The organism is Ruminococcus sp. XPD3002, assembly GCA_900119535.1.
Lineage (GTDB): Bacteria > Bacillota > Clostridia > Oscillospirales > Ruminococcaceae > Ruminococcus > Ruminococcus flavefaciens_H.
In genome coordinates this window covers 1-18,030 of the sequence record FPJT01000029.1, presented here as the reverse complement: position 1 = coordinate 18,030, position 18,030 = coordinate 1, and the positions used below count along the sequence as shown (strand labels likewise).

The following is an 18,030-nucleotide window of genomic DNA, read 5'->3' as shown; positions in this document are numbered from 1 at the left end:
AGATCTGCGTATCTGCAAGGACATTCAGATAAATATATAATGAATGCTTTTGCATTCATTATATCATAGTTTGCACTGCGGTTCAAGTGGCGGAAGAAAATACCGTTCACGGACAGATTCCGACCGTTCACCCGAAAACCCGTTTTCACCGACCGTTTAACGGAATATTGTTGAACTTTCTGACATTTATGGTATAATAATAATCACTGAAACGGAGTTCAGCTATATTATAAATCTAATACAAATCGTTTTACTATTTTTATTATTGTTATCTTAGCCGAACCGTCAAGCGCGCGTAGTATGGAATGGCTTTGATATATACACATTAGTAATCAAATTTATACTTAAAAATGGAGGAAATCATAATGAACACTAATTTTACAGAACTCTCAATGGTTGAAATGGAATCTATCGATGGCGGCGATATTAATATTAATTTTGATGTTAATAAAGCTATTGATCAGGTTGCTCACTATGGCAGAAGTTGGTGGAATTTCTGGGAAGAAAAAGGCGGCGAAGTTTACGACGTATTCCAGTAATATAAATTACTATTAAATAATAATCGGTTTTCGCACATCTGAGCTATAATTAGTTTGGATGTGCGAAATAATTGTCAGGAGGAATAATCGTGAAAAATCTTTTATGTACTTTAAAATACTGCCTTGTTCTGTTGATCTTATGCATATTTCCTTTTTGCATAGCATTGGTCACAGAATATGCTATTTCAGGAGAAACAGCCATAGTATCAAATTATCTGGTAATGCCGATGACTCTGATAGGTGCAATAATATCTGCATTTGTTTTTAAAAGAGAAGGTGTTTTTAAACTTAAGAACAGACGTCCTTCCTTAAAAGAGATGGTTTCTGTTGCAGGCATCGGATTAGCTTTCAAGCCGCTGATACTATGTATACTGCACTTTGCGGTTTCTCTTGGGCTAACAAATTCGGGAAAGAATAATATAGTTTCATTTATTATTGCAGTGTTTGTTGCAGCAGTTGCAGAGGAACTGATTTTCAGAGGTATACTTTCTGACATAATAAATATTTCACATTCGGAACAAAAGCTCAATACCGTGATCACAATTGCTATAACCTCGGTATTATGGGCTGCTTCACATTTATATGGTTTCTCGCTTTACACAATATTACTGATAATAGACGGTATTATCCTTGGTCTGATCTATCATCGTTATAAGAGCATTCTGTTATGCATTATTTACCATGCCGCCAATAATGCCGCTGTTATTATTTTAGGTCAGGTCGGACAGAATCATTGGATACCTGTTACTGTAGCATTTACAGTTATTCTGGCTTTCAGCCTTTGTATCATTATATGTTCATATAAAAGCTCAGATGCTTTGAATCATACTGTGCGGGAGCAGTAATTAATTGTTTTGAAGCAAACACAGGCAAGTCGATCGTTTTATGCTTTTGATTATAGGCGGTGAATTATGAATAATAAAACTTACAAATTAATACGAGCTATAAGCGCAGCGCTGATAAGTACGCTTTTTGTTGGTATTGTTACTCATGAATGGATAAAAGCAGCGATATTTTTTACCATCCTGTCTTTTGTCATGGAGTTTGTGTGCAGACCGAAAACCGATAAATAATACATATTAAGCATACCGCAGAGATACGGTATGCTTTTTTGTATAACCTCCGCAAAAAGCGGTATAATACGGACGGAGGTGGTTTTATGGCAGAAAGACTGTCAAGGGGAGCGTTCAGACTGACACATCCCGTATATATACAGGGCAGTGCTTCCGTAGTCGGGGACAAAGAGGGACAGGGACCGCTGGGCAGGTGTTTTGACCTGATAGTAAAGGACTCCCACTTCGGCTGTGAAACGTGGGAGCAGGCGGAGAGCAGATTTCAGCGTGAAGCGGTCATACGTGCGGTAAAGAAGTGCGGACTGGACTGCGCTGAGGTGGATGTCATATGTGCGGGGGACCTGATAAACCAGTGTACAGGCTCCGCATACGGATTAAGGGAACTGGAGATACCTTTTCTGGGACTGTACGGTGCATGTTCCACAATGGCGGAGGGACTTGTTACGGCTTCACTCCTTGTGGAGGGCGGTTCTGCGGAACGTGCGGCAGCGGTCACGTCCTCTCATTTTTCAACGGCGGAGCGTCAGTTCCGTGCACCCCTTTCCTACGGCGGACAGCGAACACCTACATCTCAGTGGACTTGTACGGCGGCAGGTGCGGCAGTCCTCTCACGGGATAAGGGCGAGGTCGGGATATGCGGCGGATGTATCGGCGTAATAAGGGACATGGAAATAAACGATATCACCAATATGGGTGCAGCTATGGCGCCTGCCGCAGCCGATACCATAAGCCGCTATCTTGAAGCTACTGGGACTGTACCTTCGGACTACAGCGCTATAGTAACGGGTGATCTTGGTTCTCACGGAAGCAGACTGCTTGTCGGACTCCTTCAGAGGGAGGGTATCGATATTTCTGCGGTACACTCGGACTGCGGTGCAATGATATTCGATGCGGAAACTCAGGATACACACTGCGGCGGTTCGGGATGCGGATGCAGTGCAAGCGTACTTTGCGGCCACTTTCTGCCTCGTATCGCTTCGGGTGAGGAGGGGGACGTTCTCTTTGCGGCAACGGGAGCGCTTATGTCCGCAATGTCCGTACAGCAGGGCGAGACTATCCCTGCAATAGCTCACCTTGTACATCTCAGAAGGAGGACTGCAAATGACTGATATGATAACGGCTTTTCTTGTGGGAGGGGCAATTTGTGCCGTGGGACAGCTTCTCATCGACTACACTAAGCTCACTCCTGCAAGGATACTGACTCTTTTCGTGGTTGCAGGAGTGGTACTCTCGGGCATCGGCGTGTATGCGCCCATTGTAGATATGGCAGGAGGCGGTGCTACGGTACCCCTTACAGGCTTCGGACATCTCCTTGCGGAGGGAGTTCGTAAGGCTGTTGACGAGAAAGGCTTCATCGGAGTTTTCACGGGAGGTCTTACGGCAGCTTCGGGCGGTATAACTGCGGCGCTGCTTTCAGGACTTCTTGCGTCACTTGTTTTCCGACAGAAGGACAAGGCGTGATATTGCCTGTTACAAGCGGTTATCATGTATTGACAGCGGTTTTCTTTTGATGTATAATCATATTATTGCGGACCGAAAGTTCAGCAAGGACATAATTTACGGAGGTAATAATATGAGTCTGTTCAAAAAGAAGATCGAGAATCAGGTCACAGAAAACACATTCAGGGGACACCTTGAAGCAATGAGGGCAAATTACAAAGCAAACGTCATAACATCAAAGACTCTTCCGAAGCCGCTGTGGCTTCGCCTTCACAAGAACGATGAGCTTCACGTCATCTACCGCGACAAGGATACGGTATTTCAGCAGGGACAGGTATACTACGCTTATCTTGTACAGGCGAACGAAATGCTGTTCGATAAGAGCAGCAAGACCGACCTTCCTGCAAACGTGCTTTATTCAACTCATCCTGTCACGGAGAAATATCCCGAGCTTCTCATGTCCATAGGCAGCGAGATATTCTCCTATAAGGGAAAGCCCGAGAGTGAAGTCCCCGAGGAACTTCGTGAAATGGTAAGGATAATAACTGCCGAGACGGACCGTTCAAACGTGGATTTCAGCATATCATTTCCCGATCCTGATGATCCTGAGAAAATGATAGAGAATGTGGACGTGCATTTCTGTTCGGTAATAGTATTCCGCAAGGACATACCCGATCATGTGCTGACAGGTGAGTTTTATCCTGTACTTGCGGCACCGCAGCTTACACCTGCGGTAATCATACTGCCGAAGGAATACTGGACCGCTGCAAGCTTCAGCGTTGAATGACATGTACTGACGAAAAAAAAGGACTGCCCTGCGGCAGTCCTTAACTGTTATATAGGTCTTATATTCTTGCAACGCCTGTATCTCTTGCAGCCTGCGCAACAGCCTTTGCTACAGCCTGAGCAACTGTCTTGTCAAGTGCGCTCGGGATGATGTAGTCAGCTGAGAGCTTATCGTCTGTTACGAATGAAGCGATAGCCTTTGCAGCAGCTATCTTCATAGCGTCGTTGATGTCGCTTGCACGAACGTCAAGAGCTCCGCGGAAGATTCCGGGGAATGCGAGAACGTTGTTTATCTGGTTCGGGAAGTCGCTTCTTCCTGTACCTACAACTGCAGCGCCTGCCTCCTTTGCAAGGTCGGGCATTATCTCGGGAGTTGGGTTAGCCATAGGGAAGAGGATAGGCTTGTCTGCCATGCTCTTTACCATTTCGGGAGTTACGCATCCGGGAGCAGATACACCGATGAATACGTCAGCGCCCTTGATAACTTCTTCAAGGCTGCCCTTTCTCATCTGCTTGTTTGTTATCTCTGCCATTTCGTCCTTCATCGGGTTCATACCCTCTGGACGTCCCTTGTAGATAGCACCGTTTCTGTCGCAGAGAACAACGTCCTTAAGTCCCATAGAGATAAGGAGCTTGATGATAGCTATACCTGCTGCACCTGCACCGCTTGTAACGACTCTTATCTCGTCAAGCTTCTTGCCGACTACCTTAAGAGCGTTGAGCATAGCTGCGAGTGTAACTACTGCAGTACCGTGCTGGTCATCGTGGAATATCGGGATATCGCAGCATTCCTTGAGTCTCTTTTCGATCTCGAAGCAGCGCGGAGCTGAGATATCCTCGAGGTTAACACCGCCGAAAGAGCCTGCAAGGAGCTTTACTGTGTTAACGATATCGTCAACTTCCTTTGAACGTACACAAAGCGGAACAGCGTCCACATCGCCGAAAGCCTTGAAGAGAGCGCACTTGCCCTCCATAACGGGCATACCTGCCTCGGGACCGATATCGCCGAGTCCGAGAACTGCTGTACCGTCTGTAACTACAGCAACGAGGTTTGAACGGCGTGTGAGCTCATAGCTCTTGTCAACGTCCTTCTGTATTTCAAGACATGGCTGTGCAACACCGGGAGTGTAAGCCAGTGAGAGGTCATCTCTTGTTTCAAGGGGAGCACGGCAGATAACTTCGATCTTGCCGTTCCATTCATAGTGTTTTTTCAGTGATTCTTCAGCATAATTCATAGGGGATAATTCCTTTCGTATTATAATGAGTATGTTGAATATTACAGCAAAGCCCCCTGCGCAGAGGGGGATGCTGTATTATTATCAGAATTCAAGCTGGTCGAGTACACGGCGGAGAGCAGCTGCACTTGCCTTGAGCTTCTCGATCTCTTCGTCTGTAAGAGTTGGTGTAACTTCCTTTTCGATACCGTTAGCGCCGATAACTGCGGGAAGGCTGAGGCATACGTCGCTTATGCCGTATTTGCCGTTCATCATTGTTGAAACGGTCATGATGTTGTTTGCGTCACGAAGAATGTTATCGCAGATCTTGTTTACGCTCATTGCGATAGCGTAGAAAGTTGCGCCCTTTCTCTTGATTACCTCTGCACCTGCTGTACGAACTTCGTTGATGATCTCATCCTCGTCGATATCAGCATGTTCCTGATCCTTGCAGTATTCCTCCATAGGGATACCTGCGATATTTGTAAGGGACCACGGAATGAATGATGAATCGCCGTGCTCGCCGAATACATAAGCGTGAACGCTGTTAGGGCTGAGACCTACGTGGTCAGCGATGCTTGAACGGAGACGTGATGTATCGAGTGCTGTACCTGAACCGATTACCTGCTTTGGTGAAAGGTCTGTACATTTGAGTATAGTATATGTTATGATATCAACAGGGTTGCTTACAACTACATATATAGCATCGGGAGCGGCCTTTGCAAGCTGAGGCATAACGCTCTTTATGATATTTACATTTGCCTGAGCGAGGTCGAGACGAGTCTGACCGGGCTTACGAGCAAGTCCGAGAGTAACAACGATGATATCTGAATCAGCAGCATCGTCATATGTACCGTCCCAGATCTCAACGTTATGGCTGAATGAAACACCCTGACGGATATCCATAGCTTCGCCCTTTGCTTTTTCCTTGTTTATATCGATCAGAACAACGTCAGAACAGGTACCTGCAACAGCGAATGTGTATGCGATAGTAGCACCGACATTTCCTGCGCCTATGATAGATATCTTCTTTCCGCTTTTGTTCTCTGCCATAGTATACAACTCCTCTTGTTATTTACATCCTTATATAAAATAAATGTGAAAAGGGATGCAGTGTCATATTCTGCCGAAAAACATATTCGGCCACTATACAACATTATACCATAAACGCAAAAAATAGCAAGTCTAAACGGCAGTTTAGCGAGTAAAATCGTAAAAACATACAAAAGTAGGTGCGAATTAACAATCTTTTTTCCTTAAATGATTCAGTGAACAACGTAAAACAGGGAGAAATCAGGCAGTACTTTAAGTAATGCGGAAATAAGGCGGACTTATCGGGTAAGGTGAATAAAACTGATAGAATATGCACGTTTTGATGAATAATATACGGTATAAAGTGAATATTTGCAAAAACAATGAATATTTATTCCAACCCCCTTGACATGTCGGACATAAAGTGTATAATTAAGTGTATGATAACCCGCACAGTAGTGCTTATTTACAGGAGGTAATTAATCATGGCTAACAAAAAAGACATCAAAAAGGTAGTTCTCGCATATTCAGGCGGTCTTGATACTTCTATCATCATCCCGTGGCTCAAGGAAAACTACAACAACCCTGAGATCATCGCTGTTTCAGGTGACGTAGGACAGGGCACAGAGCTTGACGGACTCGAAGAGAAGGCTATAAAGACAGGTGCTTCAAAGCTCATCGTTGCTGACCTTAAGGAAGAATTCATCCAGGACTACGTTTATCCTACTGTACAGGCTGGCGCTATCTATGAGAACAGATACATGCTCGGTACTTCATTCGCTCGTCCTATCATCGCAAAGCGTATCGCAGAGATCGCTATCGCAGAGGGCGCAGATGCTATCTGCCACGGCTGCACAGGTAAGGGCAACGACCAGGTAAGATTCGAGCTTGCTATAAAGGCATTCGCTCCTGAAATGGCTATCATCGCTCCATGGAGAGAATGGGACATCAAGAGCCGTGACGAAGAGATCGACTACGCTGAGGCTCACAACATCCCGCTGAAGATAAGCCGTGAGACTAATTACTCCAAGGATAAGAACATCTGGCACCTTTCACACGAAGGTCTCGACCTCGAGGATCCTGCAAACGAGCCGCAGTACGAGAAGAAGGGCTTCCTTGAAATGGGCGTATCTCCTATCGATGCTCCCGACAAGCCTACTTACATCACTCTCCACTTCGAGAAGGGCGTTCCTACAAAGCTCGACGGCAAGGAGCTCAACGGCGTTGAAATGGTTTCTGCACTCAACAAGCTCGGCGGAGAGAACGGTATCGGTCTTGCTGACCTCGTTGAGAACCGTCTCGTTGGTATGAAGTCAAGAGGCGTTTACGAGACTCCCGGCGGTGCTATCCTTTACCACGCTCACGAAGTTCTCGAGACGATCTGCCTCGACAAGGAAACTGCACGTATCAAGCAGTACCTCGGAATCAAGTTCGCTGACATCGTATACAACGGTCAGTGGTTCACACCTCTTCGTGAAGCTTTGAGCGCTTTTGTTTCAAAGACTCAGGAGAGAGTTACAGGCGACGTTAAGCTGAAGCTCTACAAGGGCAACATCATCAACGCAGGCGTTACTTCACCATACACTCTCTACGATGAGGAAGTTGCTACATTCGATGAGGATGAAGTTTACAACCAGGCTGATGCAGCAGGCTTCATCAACCTCTTCGGTCTCCCGATAAAGGTCAAGGCTCAGCTCGACAAGAAGAGAGAGAACAAGTAATTATTCAGGCAACTGATTTTTTCGCAGGCAGGGGAGCCTATCTCCTGCCTGTTATGATTTTATATTTAGTGGGTGGGTTATGGATAAGTTCATGAAAATAGCCGTTGATGAGGCAAGAACAGGCATAAATGCAGGCCACGGCGGACCATTCGGCTGCGTTATCGTCAGGAACGGCGAGATAGTCGGACAGGGACACAACGAAGTCGTAAAGCGCAAGGATCCCACCTGCCACGGTGAGGTAATGGCTATACGCAATGCCTGTAAGGCTCTCGGTACCTACGACCTCTCGGGCTGCGAACTCTATACCACCGCTGAACCCTGTCCCATGTGCAGGGGTGCGATACTCTGGGCGAATATAAGCAGAGTGTACTATGGCTGCAATGTCAACGATACCGACCGTATCGGGTTCAGGGACAAGGTGTTCTATGAGGGCGGAGAGGATATCTCAGAAGAACTCGACCGTGAGGAGTGTCTGAAAGTCTTTGAGGAATATACGGCTTTGAATGATAAGAAGCAGTATTAAGATATTAGCCGTTAGCCGTTAGCTATTAGCTTTAAGGGGGGGTACAATGCAGAGTTTCAAGGAGCTTATAGTCTGGCAAAAAGCAATGAGCCTTGTTGAAGAAGTGTATAAGCTTATGTCTTTTTTGCCTGCTAATGAAAAATATGCACTTTCTGATCAGATCAGACGTGCAGTTGTATCGATCCCATCTAACATTGCAGAAGGCAGAGGGCGTAATTCTGAAAGAGAATTTGCATATTTTCTGAATATTGCTAATGGTTCAGCATATGAACTTCAGACACAACTGATAATTTGTCAGCGGCTCGGCTATATTAAAGAAGAACATTTTACACCATCTTTTCAGCTATGCGATGAGGTGTGTAAAATGTTGAACGTTATGATAAATAAGCTAAAAGCTAAAGGCTAAAGGCTGATAGCTGAAAAAAGGAGAAGTAAACTATGGCAGATATGATGTGGGCAGGAAGATTTTCAAAGCAGGTGGACTCCACCGTTAATGCGTTCAATTCTTCAATTGCCTTTGACGGACGTATGTACCGTCACGATATACAGGGCAGTATCGCCCACGCTACTATGCTGGGTGACTGCGGCATAATCACAAAGGAGGACAGCCTTACCATTATCGAAGGTCTCAAAGGCATCCTCGCTGATATAGACTCGGGCAAGCTGGAGCTCGATCCCAATGCAGAGGATATCCACATGTTCGTTGAGGCAGAGCTGACAAAGCGTCTCGGCGACGTTGGAAAGAGACTCCACACCTCACGTTCAAGAAACGATCAGGTCGCAGTTGACCTCCGCCTTTATCTCCGTGACGAGATCGCCGAGATACGTGCTATGGTCAAAGAGCTTGCAGAGGCTCTCGTTAAAATGGCGAAGGACCATACCGAGACGATAATGCCCGGATATACCCACCTCCAGAGAGCACAGCCAATAACATTTGCACATCACCTTATGGCTTATGTGTGGATGCTTCTCCGTGATATTCAGCGTCTGGACGACACCGCAGAGAGAATGAACTACTGTCCTCTCGGAAGCGGCGCTCTTGCAGGTACTACCTACAGAACGAACCGTCAGCAGACCTCGGACCTTCTCGGATTCACAGCTCCTATGCCGAACAGTCTGGACGGCGTTTCGGACAGAGACTACTGCGTAGAGCTCTGCTGTGCGCTTTCACTACTTATGACTCACCTTTCACGTTTTTCCGAGGAAATAATCCTCTGGTGCAGCTGGGAGTTCAAGTTCGTTGAGCTGGACGATGCCTTTGCTACAGGTTCATCCATAATGCCCCAGAAGAAGAACCCCGATGTTACCGAGCTTATCCGAGGCAAGACGGGCAGAGTCAACGGTGACCTCGTAACCCTCCTCACCATGATGAAGGGTATCCCCCTTGCGTACAACAAGGATATGCAGGAGGACAAGGAGGCTATATTCGACGCTGTTGATAACGTAAAGCTCTGCGTAAAGACCTTCACTCCTATGCTCACTACCATGAGAGTCCTTAAGGACAACATGAGAAATGCGGCAGCAAAGGGATTCATCAATGCTACGGACTGCGCTGACTACCTCGTAAAGAAGGGTATGCCTTTCCGTGATGCTTACAAGATAACAGGTACACTCGTTGCACAGTGCATAGAAAAGGGCGTTACCCTTGAAACACTCCCCATTGAGGACTACAGGAAGATGACCGAGCTCTTTACCGAGGACGTTTACGAAGCTATTAGCCTTGATACCTGCGTAAGAGAGCGCAAGTCCGAGGGCGGTCCTTCTCCCGAGGAGGTAGTAAAGCAGATAGCTCTTGCCGAAAAGGCACTCGGTATGTGATATGAGTAAAAAGGACGTTTTTTTCACCGTAGGACTTGCCCTTCTCATGGGTGTTATATGGGGACTCGGTGAGCTCGTTACGGGTATGTGGATAGCTGTTCCTTCATACTTTCATATCGTATGGTTCGCGGCGATAGTTATTATCGCACTTGTTGTCAGCACATGGCATGCCATGAAAGAGGACAAGTCACAGCGTATGGATCCGAAGGTCCAGAAATACGAGAAGAAAATGAAGAAATACAACAAGAAGAAATAATGCTGATAAGGAGAGGATATCATGTCAGTTAAAGTATATATCGACGGTCAGGAAGGTACAACAGGTCTTAAGATAATGGAGCGTTTCGAGGGAAGAAACGATATCGGGATAGTAAGGATAAGCGAGGCTCTCAGAAAGGATCCCGCTGAGAGAGCAAGACTTATAAACAGTGCGGACTATGTGTTCCTGTGTCTGCCTGACGACGCTTCAAGAGAGGCAGTTTCCTTCATAGACAAGGACAACGATCATGTACGTATCATCGATGCTTCCACAGCTCACCGTACCAACCCCGACTGGGCATACGGCTTCCCCGAGCTTTCGGCGATGCACCGTGAGAAGATAGAGAAGTCCAACCGTGTTGCAGTACCCGGATGCTATGCAAGCGGCTTTAACTCGATAGTTTATCCGCTTGTCAGCAATGGTATCATCCCTGCGGACTATCCCGTTTTTGCCTATGCCACATCAGGCTACAGCGGCGCAGGCAAGAAGGCTATAGCTGTATATGAGGGCGAGGACAAGCCTTATGAGTTCAACAGTCCCCGTCAGTACGCACTTTCACAGGCACATAAGCATCTCCCCGAGATGCAGGCTGTATCGGGACTGAAATACAAGCCCATGTTCAACCCTATGGTCTGTGATTACTACAGCGGAATGGTAGTAAGCGTACCGCTTCAGACTCGCACCCTTGACAAGGCTGTTACCGCAGAACAGGTACACGAGATGTTCGCAAAGCACTATGAGGGCGCAAACCTGATAGAGGTAATGCCTCTTATGTCCGCAGACGAGCAGAAGAGTTTCTTCCTTGCTTCAAATACACTCAGCGGACTTAACAAGATGCAGATATTCGTATTCGGAAACGATGAGCAGATACTTCTCTGTTCACGTCTTGATAACTTAGGAAAGGGCGCAAGCGGTGCAGCCGTACAGTGCCTTAACATAATGATGGGTATTGACGAGACAACAGGACTCGTTTGATATGATCCGGAGTTCGGGACTGCCGCTATGGTTTCCCGAGTCCGTACAGATGACTTATAAAACGATTTGGAGGTATTGGCATGGAAATACGCAAAATGACTATCAATGACTACGATGAAGTTTACAAGCTCTGGATGTCCAGCAAGAATATGGGCTTCAACGATGTGGACGATTCCCGTGAGGGTATAGAAAAGTATCTCCGAAGAAACCCCGATACCTCTTTCGTGGCTTTTGCTGACGGAGAACTTGCAGGAGTTATACTCGGCGGACACGACGGACGCCGCGGATTCATACACCACGCCTGCGTGAGGGAAAAGTTCAGACGTCAGGGCATAGGTACAAAGCTCGTTGATACCTGCATGGATGCCCTGAAAAAAGAGGGTATAAGCAAAGTTGCGCTCCTCGTTTTCAAGTACAACGAAACAGGCAACGATTTCTGGGAGGCAATGGGCTTCACTGTGAGGGAGGACCTCAATTACCGCAATTTAGCTCTGCGAGAGCTCGTAAGGATAGATACTTAAGGAGGATCAGGCAATGGAACTGAAAAAAATAGGTGATGTTAAATTTATAGACGGCGGCGTTTGTGCCGCAAAGGGATTCAAGGCTAACGGCGTACAGTGCGGTCTTGCACATGCAGGTGCTTCTGTTACTAAGAAGAAAAACGACCTTGCACTTATCGTTGCTGATACAGAGTGTACAACAGCAGCAGTTTACACCACAAATAAGGTAAAGGGAGCTCCTATACTCGTTACCAAGGAGCACATAAAGGACGGCAAGGCAAAGGCTGTTATCGTTAACTCGGTAAATGCCAATACCTGCAACCCCGACGGCGTTGAGAAGGCTGAAAAGATGTGCCAGCTGGCTGCAAAGGCTCTGGGCATTGACGAGAATGATGTTATCGTAGCTTCCACAGGCGTTATCGGTCAGGTGCTCCCTATCGAGCCTATCGCAAACGCTATGGACGAGCTTAAGGACGGTCTTACCTACGACGGCAACAAGCGCGCTCTTGAAGCTATCATGACCACAGATACACGTGAGAAGGAAATAGCTGTTGAGTTCACAGTGGACGGAAAGACCTGTACCCTCGGCGGAATGCTCAAGGGCAGCGGTATGATTCACCCGAATATGGCTACAACTCTTACTTTCCTCACGACCGATGCCGCTATTTCTGCGGAGATGCTCCAGCAGGCGCTCAGCGACGTGGTAAAGGTAACTCTCAACCGTGCAAGCGTTGACGGTGATACATCCACAAATGATATGGTATGCGTACTTGCTTCAGGCGGCGCAGGCAACAAGACTATCACAAGCGACGGTGAGGACTACGCTTCTTTCGAGAATGCTCTCTACAACATCATGCTGAATCTTGCACGTATGATGGCTCGTGACGGCGAAGGCGCTACAAAGCTCATAGAGTGCTCCGTAAGCGGCGCAAAGGACGAAAAGACTGCCGAGACTGTTGCAAAGTCCGTTATCTGTTCAAGCCTTTTCAAGGCTGCAATGTTCGGTGAAGATGCTAACTGGGGACGTATCCTCTGTGCAGTCGGCTATGCGGATGCAGACTTTGATATAAACCAAGTAGATGTAAAAATAGGCTCTGCAAAGGGAGTTATCGATGTTTGCAAGAATGGTGCAGGTGTTGATTTCTCTGAGGATAAGGCTAAGGAAATACTTGGCGAAGAGGTCATTGAGATAATCATCAGCATCGGTGACGGCGCAGGCGAAGCTGTTGCATGGGGCTGCGACCTCACATACGATTATGTAAAGATAAACGGCGACTACCGTTCATAAAATAAAAGGGGAACGGCATCCCGTTTTACAGCACGGAAAGTGCTCATACAGGTTGATTTCAGAAGGAGTTAATTTAAATGGATAAGATCTCAAACAGCGACAAGTCACAGGTACTCATAGATGCGCTTCCTTACATACAGAAGTACAGCAACAAGATACTTGTTGTAAAATACGGCGGAAACGCTATGACAAATAACGAGCTCAAGGATGCAGTTATGAACGATATCGTACTGCTCTCACTCGTAGGTATCAAGGTAGTTCTGGTACACGGCGGCGGTCCCGAGATAAATGACATGCTTAAGAAGCTGAATATCGAGAGCCGCTTCATAAACGGTCTCAGATACACCGATGACGCTACTATCGACGTAGTAAAAATGGTTCTTGCAGGAAAGGTAAACAAGGAACTTGTACAGCTCCTTGCACAGCACAAGGGCAATGCTGTAGGACTCTGCGGTATAGACGGCGAAATGCTCGTTGCAGAGAAAAAGACTACCGATGACGGTCAGGACCTCGGCTGGGTAGGCGAGATAACAAAGGTCAACACAAAGCCTATACTGGACGCTCTTGCTGACGGAAATGTACCTGTTATAGCTACAGTTGCTACGGACGATAAGGGCAACACATACAATATCAACGCCGATACGGCTGCTGCAAGAATAGCTGCCGAGCTTGGCGCCGAGAACCTTATCCTTATGACCGATATAGCAGGACTTCTCCGTGATAAGGACGATCCTTCAACACTTATCCCGAAGGTACAGGTAAGCGAGGTTCCGTTCCTGAAAATGCAGGGCATCATCTCAGGCGGCATGATACCGAAGATAGACTGCTGTGTAGAGGCAGTCCGCAGAGGCGTTAACAGAGCCGTTATCATCGACGGAAGAGTTCCTCACTCCATTCTCATAGAGATACTCTCAAACGAGGGCATCGGTACGCAGTTTGTATAAAGACAAGGCGTTCACAAAAAATTTACAATAATAGCTCCCTGTTCGGTTGATTTTAACAGCGCAACAGAGTTATAATTATATAGTGGCATTGTATATGCATCTGAAAGAAGGAAATAATATGAATACTATCGATAAATTCAACAGTCACGTTACCCATTCATATTCAAGGTATCCCCTTGTCATGGAAAAAGGCAGCGGCAGGCGCTGCAAGGATGAGAACGGTAAAGAGTATATCGATCTCGGAAGCGGCGTAGGTACCAACAGCCTCGGCTACTGTGACGAAAAATGGGCGGATGCGGTATGTGCACAGGTAAGAACACTTCAGCATAATTCAAACTACTATTATACAGCCGTTCAGGCGGAATTCGCTGAGAAGCTCTGCGAAACAGCAGGCTATAAGTCGCTGTTTTTCTGCAACAGCGGTGCAGAGGCTAACGAATGTGCCATAAAGACAGCAAGAAAGTACAGCTTTGATAAATACGGCAAGGGACGTCATAACATAATCACACTGGTGAATTCCTTCCACGGAAGGACTATGGCTACTCTTTCAGCTACGGGACAGGACGTTTTCCATAACTACTTCTTCCCGTTCCTTGAAGGCTTCATAAACGTAACAGCCAATGATATCGACGACCTTAAGGCTAAACTCGATGATACTGTATGCGCTGTAATGATAGAGTACATCCAGGGCGAGGGCGGTGTAAATGCTCTCGATAAGAAGTTCGTTGACGCAATATATGACCTATGCGCTGAAAAGGACGTTCTCGTTATTGCTGACGAGGTACAGACAGGCGTAGGAAGGACCGGTAAATTCCTTGCAGGGGAGCATTTCGGCAAAAAGGCTGATATAACAACTCTTGCAAAGGGTATTGCAGGCGGCATCCCTATGGGTGCATGTCTGTTCGGAGAAAAGTGCAGCGAGGTGCTTACTCCCGGTACACATGGTTCCACATTCGGCGGAAATCCAATTGCCTGTGCAGGCGGTCTTGCTGTTCTTGAACGTGTTACAAGCGACGGATTCCTTGATGAAGTTACAGAAAAGGCAGAATACATCAGGAAAAAACTTGAAGACTGCAGCGAAATTGAGTCCATAAGCGGTATAGGCCTTATGATAGGCATAACCCTTAAAACAAAGAAAGCTTCGGACGTTGTCAAGAAGGCTCTTGAAAACGGTCTTCTCATACTTACAGCAAAGGAAAAGGTGCGTCTGCTTCCACCACTTACGATTGACATGGATGAAATAGATAAAGGGATTGAAATACTCAAACAGATACTGGAGGAATGAGCATGGAGCTTCTCATATCTACAAAAGGCAATAAATACGAAGTAGAGGATAAAAGCAGCGGCAGGAATCTGTATACAGTCAAAAGAAAAGGATTCGGCACTACCCGTTATGTATTACTTGATACCAGTAAATATAATCTGTATTCATTAGTTCAGACAAGTGAGGGACAGAAACCTACCTTCAGCCTTACTCATAACGATAACGGATTTATGAATATCAGCGTTAAATCCCTGTTCCTCGATCCGACTATAATCGCAGAGGGAAAAGAAAATTACGAGTTCATAAGCAAGGACAGACGAGAATTCAGGATAATGCACAACGATAAAGAAGTCGGAACTCTGAAAACTCTTTTGACAGTCGGAGAAGAGCTGCAATACGAGCTTACTATCGAACAGAAAGACTTTGATGACTATATCGTGCTTCTTGTTGTTGCTATTGACAGAACCTTCGGCGATATGAATCGTCCGCAAAAGAATTGACGAAAGGAATATAAATATGAAACATTTACTGAAAATGCTCGATCTCTCATCGGAAGAGATCATAGATATACTTAACCTTGCCGATCAGCTCAAATACGAGCTCAAGCACGGCATCCCACATCCACACCTTAAGGGAAAGACTCTCGGAATGATCTTCCAGAAGGCTTCAACACGTACAAGAGTCTCTTTTGAAACAGGTATGTATCAGCTTGGCGGATATCCGCTCTTCCTGTCCTCTAACGACCTTCAGATAGGACGCGGCGAGCCTGTTCAGGATACTGCGCGTGTTCTTTCACGCTACATAGACGGCATAATGATCCGCACCTTCGAGCAGAAGGAAGTCGAGGACCTTGCTGAATATGGCAATATTCCGATAATCAACGGACTTACAGACTTCTGTCACCCTTGTCAGGTCCTTGCTGACCTTATGACTATCCGTGAGTTCAAGGGAAGTTTCGACGGTCTTAAGATGTGCTTCATCGGCGACGGTAACAATATGGCTAACTCTCTCATCGTAGGCGGACTCAAGGTAGGTATGTCAGTATCTATCGCTTGTCCTGATGACTACCAGCCGCCGAAGGTGATACTCGATTTCGCTAAGGAATACGGCGACAAGTTCGAGATGACAAATTCTCCTAAGCAGGCTGCAAAGGGCGCAGACGTTCTCATTACTGACGTATGGGCTTCAATGGGCCAGGAGGAAGAGGCTGAGAAGCGCAGAAAGGCTTTCGCAGGCTATCAGATAAATGACGAGCTTATAGCTGAGGCTAAGGAAGGCGCAATGGTTCTTCACTGTCTCCCTGCACACCGTGAAGAGGAGATCACAGAGAAGGTATTCGAGGCTCATGCAAACGAGATCTTCGAGGAAGCTGAGAACCGTCTCCACGCTCAGAAGGCAGTTATGGTCAAGTTAATGGCGTAATATAAAAATAATAGTTGCAGAGGAGCCGAAGTTGAAGAGACTTCGGCTTCTTGATTCTGACAAGAAAACAGAGAAGCAAAATGAGAAAATGCGCTTCCTTGATAAATGAATAGCTGAATGAAAGGAGGAAAAGAATGGACGGAATGATTCTCGGCGGAGTTGGTGCGGCGGCGGTGGTGATATCACTGATAATGCTTATAAAATACATAGTTTTCACGGTATCGAGTGAAAAAACGCTTGGTACGGCGGTTAGTTCACGTCAGGACTCAAAAGGCTGGTACACGCCGAAAATGCGCTTTGAAGCAAATGGAGAAACGATAACAGCAGAGGCGTCTGAGCATTACAGCAAACCGATATCTGGAGAAAAACTCCTGAGATACAGTAAAAAAGAACCTGAAAAGATAATGCTGATCGAATCTCTTCGCAACAACATTATGGGCTACAGCGCAGGACTTATAATCGGACTTCTTTTTGTGCTGAAATTCTGGATATTAGGCGTCGGAATGTGATGGTGTTGATAATGCACAAAAAATCCGCAGACTAACAGTGGCTTTTCTGTTTGACAAATCGTGAAATAGGTGATATAATAATAAAGCTGTCGAACGAGGGAGCAAGTGAGAGAGGAAAGACTTCGGGAGAAGTTTGAAAGAAAATTTCCGAAAAGCACTTGACAAACGAGTTTGAAAGTGATATAATATTAAGGCTGCTTTCAGAGAGTGGCGCACAACAAAAACTTTTTTGAAAAAACTTTGAAAAAGTACTTGACAAATGGTTTGAGTTGTGATATAATATTAAAGCTGTCCCACGAGGGAGAGCGAACAGCATCTTGAAAATTAAACAATGCAAGAAAAGTAACGACCCTTGAGATTCCTTTGCTGAAAAGCAAAGAAATAGTCAAGTAAAGACTTTAAAACGCAGTAATAACGCAAGCGTTATTGAACAGGATTGATTTTAAGTCCGAAAGGATTTAATATACAACTTTATAAAGAGTTTGATCCTGGCTCAGGACGAACGCTGGCGGCACGCTTAACACATGCAAGTCGAACGGAGAATATTTGGTTTACTGAGTATTCTTAGTGGCGGACGGGTGAGTAACACGTGAGCAACCTGCCTTTGAGAGAGGGATAGCTTCTGGAAACGGATGGTAATACCTCATAACATACAGAGACCGCATGATTTTTGTATCAAAGATTTATCACTCAAAGATGGGCTCGCGTCTGATTAGATAGTTGGTG

At 46.1% G+C, this 18,030-nt stretch carries 20 protein-coding genes and 1 rRNA gene; 19 read left to right on the top strand and 2 right to left on the bottom strand.

From position 1 onward, the window contains the following. Window positions 1–365: 365 nt before the first annotated feature. The 5 genes from BT127_RS17015 to BT127_RS15780 all read left to right on the top strand — a co-directional run bounded on the left by BT127_RS17015 (window position 366) and on the right by BT127_RS15780 (window position 3,839). The gene (locus tag BT127_RS17015) at window positions 366–539 is read left to right on the top strand and encodes a hypothetical protein (protein WP_175541993.1); all 174 of its coding nucleotides are present in this window, start codon (window positions 366–368) and stop codon (window positions 537–539) included. A gap of 89 nt (window positions 540–628) precedes the next feature. Further along, on the top strand, window positions 629–1,384 hold the full coding sequence (locus tag BT127_RS15795) for a CPBP family intramembrane glutamic endopeptidase (protein WP_075425923.1): 756 nt from the start codon (window positions 629–631) through the stop codon (window positions 1,382–1,384). Between the two features lie 314 nt (window positions 1,385–1,698). Beyond that, window positions 1,699–2,721 carry a stage V sporulation protein AD gene (locus BT127_RS15790; protein ID WP_075425922.1) on the top strand — a complete coding sequence of 341 codons (1,023 nt, stop codon included), beginning with the start codon at window positions 1,699–1,701 and terminating at the stop codon, window positions 2,719–2,721. Next, window positions 2,714–3,073: a stage V sporulation protein AE gene (spoVAE, locus tag BT127_RS15785; RefSeq protein ID WP_075425921.1), complete on the top strand. Its 360-nt coding sequence runs from the start codon at window positions 2,714–2,716 to the stop codon at window positions 3,071–3,073. The genes BT127_RS15790 and spoVAE overlap by 8 nt, the downstream gene beginning before the upstream one ends. 112 nt (window positions 3,074–3,185) lie before the next feature. After that, complete coding sequence (locus tag BT127_RS15780; protein ID WP_075425920.1) at window positions 3,186–3,839, top strand: hypothetical protein; 654 nt, start codon at window positions 3,186–3,188, stop codon at window positions 3,837–3,839. 58 nt (window positions 3,840–3,897) lie between these two features. Here the strand turns inward: BT127_RS15780 and BT127_RS15775 are convergent, their stop codons facing one another. Together BT127_RS15775 and BT127_RS15770 are read right to left on the bottom strand one after the other, a co-directional pair. After that, on the bottom strand, window positions 3,898–5,073 hold the full coding sequence (locus tag BT127_RS15775; RefSeq protein WP_075425919.1) for an NAD(P)-dependent malic enzyme: 1,176 nt from the start codon (window positions 5,071–5,073) through the stop codon (window positions 3,898–3,900). Between the two features lie 84 nt (window positions 5,074–5,157). Further along, complete coding sequence (locus BT127_RS15770; RefSeq protein WP_075425918.1) at window positions 5,158–6,105, bottom strand: L-lactate dehydrogenase; 948 nt, start codon at window positions 6,103–6,105, stop codon at window positions 5,158–5,160. A 464-nt stretch (window positions 6,106–6,569) separates the two neighbouring features. On the opposite strand from BT127_RS15770, the gene BT127_RS15765 reads away from it, so the two are divergent. The 14 genes from BT127_RS15765 to BT127_RS15700 form a co-directional block, all read left to right on the top strand. Continuing rightward, entirely contained in the window at window positions 6,570–7,805 is a 1,236-nt protein-coding gene (locus BT127_RS15765; RefSeq protein ID WP_075425917.1) for an argininosuccinate synthase, read from the top strand. 79 nt (window positions 7,806–7,884) lie between these two features. Further along, window positions 7,885–8,328, top strand: a complete 444-nt coding sequence (locus BT127_RS15760) for a nucleoside deaminase (protein ID WP_075425916.1) — start codon at window positions 7,885–7,887, stop codon at window positions 8,326–8,328. A gap of 46 nt (window positions 8,329–8,374) precedes the next feature. Further along, complete coding sequence (locus tag BT127_RS15755) at window positions 8,375–8,734, top strand: four helix bundle protein (protein WP_075425915.1); 360 nt, start codon at window positions 8,375–8,377, stop codon at window positions 8,732–8,734. Between the two features lie 32 nt (window positions 8,735–8,766). Continuing rightward, complete coding sequence (argH, locus tag BT127_RS15750; protein WP_075425914.1) at window positions 8,767–10,146, top strand: argininosuccinate lyase; 1,380 nt, start codon at window positions 8,767–8,769, stop codon at window positions 10,144–10,146. A 1-nt stretch (window position 10,147) separates the two neighbouring features. Beyond that, window positions 10,148–10,402, top strand: coding sequence for a hypothetical protein (locus tag BT127_RS15745; RefSeq protein ID WP_075425913.1), 255 nt, complete (start codon window positions 10,148–10,150; stop codon window positions 10,400–10,402). Window positions 10,403–10,423: 21 nt separating this feature from the next. Beyond that, window positions 10,424–11,377, top strand: coding sequence for an N-acetyl-gamma-glutamyl-phosphate reductase (gene argC / locus BT127_RS15740; RefSeq protein ID WP_075425912.1), 954 nt, complete (start codon window positions 10,424–10,426; stop codon window positions 11,375–11,377). A gap of 80 nt (window positions 11,378–11,457) precedes the next feature. Beyond that, window positions 11,458–11,898 carry a GNAT family N-acetyltransferase gene (locus BT127_RS15735; RefSeq protein WP_075425911.1) on the top strand — a complete coding sequence of 147 codons (441 nt, stop codon included), beginning with the start codon at window positions 11,458–11,460 and terminating at the stop codon, window positions 11,896–11,898. 13 nt (window positions 11,899–11,911) lie between these two features. Then, window positions 11,912–13,165 (top strand): bifunctional glutamate N-acetyltransferase/amino-acid acetyltransferase ArgJ, encoded by a 1,254-nt coding sequence (argJ, locus tag BT127_RS15730; RefSeq protein WP_075425910.1) that lies wholly within the window; start codon window positions 11,912–11,914, stop codon window positions 13,163–13,165. A gap of 77 nt (window positions 13,166–13,242) precedes the next feature. Then, a complete protein-coding gene (gene argB / locus BT127_RS15725; RefSeq protein ID WP_075425909.1) occupies window positions 13,243–14,109 on the top strand; it encodes an acetylglutamate kinase in 867 nt (288 codons plus the stop codon). A 118-nt stretch (window positions 14,110–14,227) separates the two neighbouring features. Continuing rightward, a complete protein-coding gene (locus BT127_RS15720; protein ID WP_075425908.1) occupies window positions 14,228–15,394 on the top strand; it encodes an aspartate aminotransferase family protein in 1,167 nt (388 codons plus the stop codon). A gap of 2 nt (window positions 15,395–15,396) precedes the next feature. Then, on the top strand, window positions 15,397–15,873 hold the full coding sequence (locus BT127_RS15715) for an LURP-one-related family protein (RefSeq protein ID WP_075425907.1): 477 nt from the start codon (window positions 15,397–15,399) through the stop codon (window positions 15,871–15,873). Between the two features lie 16 nt (window positions 15,874–15,889). Then, a complete protein-coding gene (gene argF, locus BT127_RS15710; RefSeq protein WP_075425906.1) occupies window positions 15,890–16,795 on the top strand; it encodes an ornithine carbamoyltransferase in 906 nt (301 codons plus the stop codon). Window positions 16,796–16,929: 134 nt separating this feature from the next. Next, a complete protein-coding gene (locus tag BT127_RS15705; RefSeq protein ID WP_075425905.1) occupies window positions 16,930–17,304 on the top strand; it encodes a hypothetical protein in 375 nt (124 codons plus the stop codon). 470 nt (window positions 17,305–17,774) lie between these two features. After that, window positions 17,775–18,030 (top strand): 16S ribosomal RNA (locus tag BT127_RS15700); the annotation flags it as partial.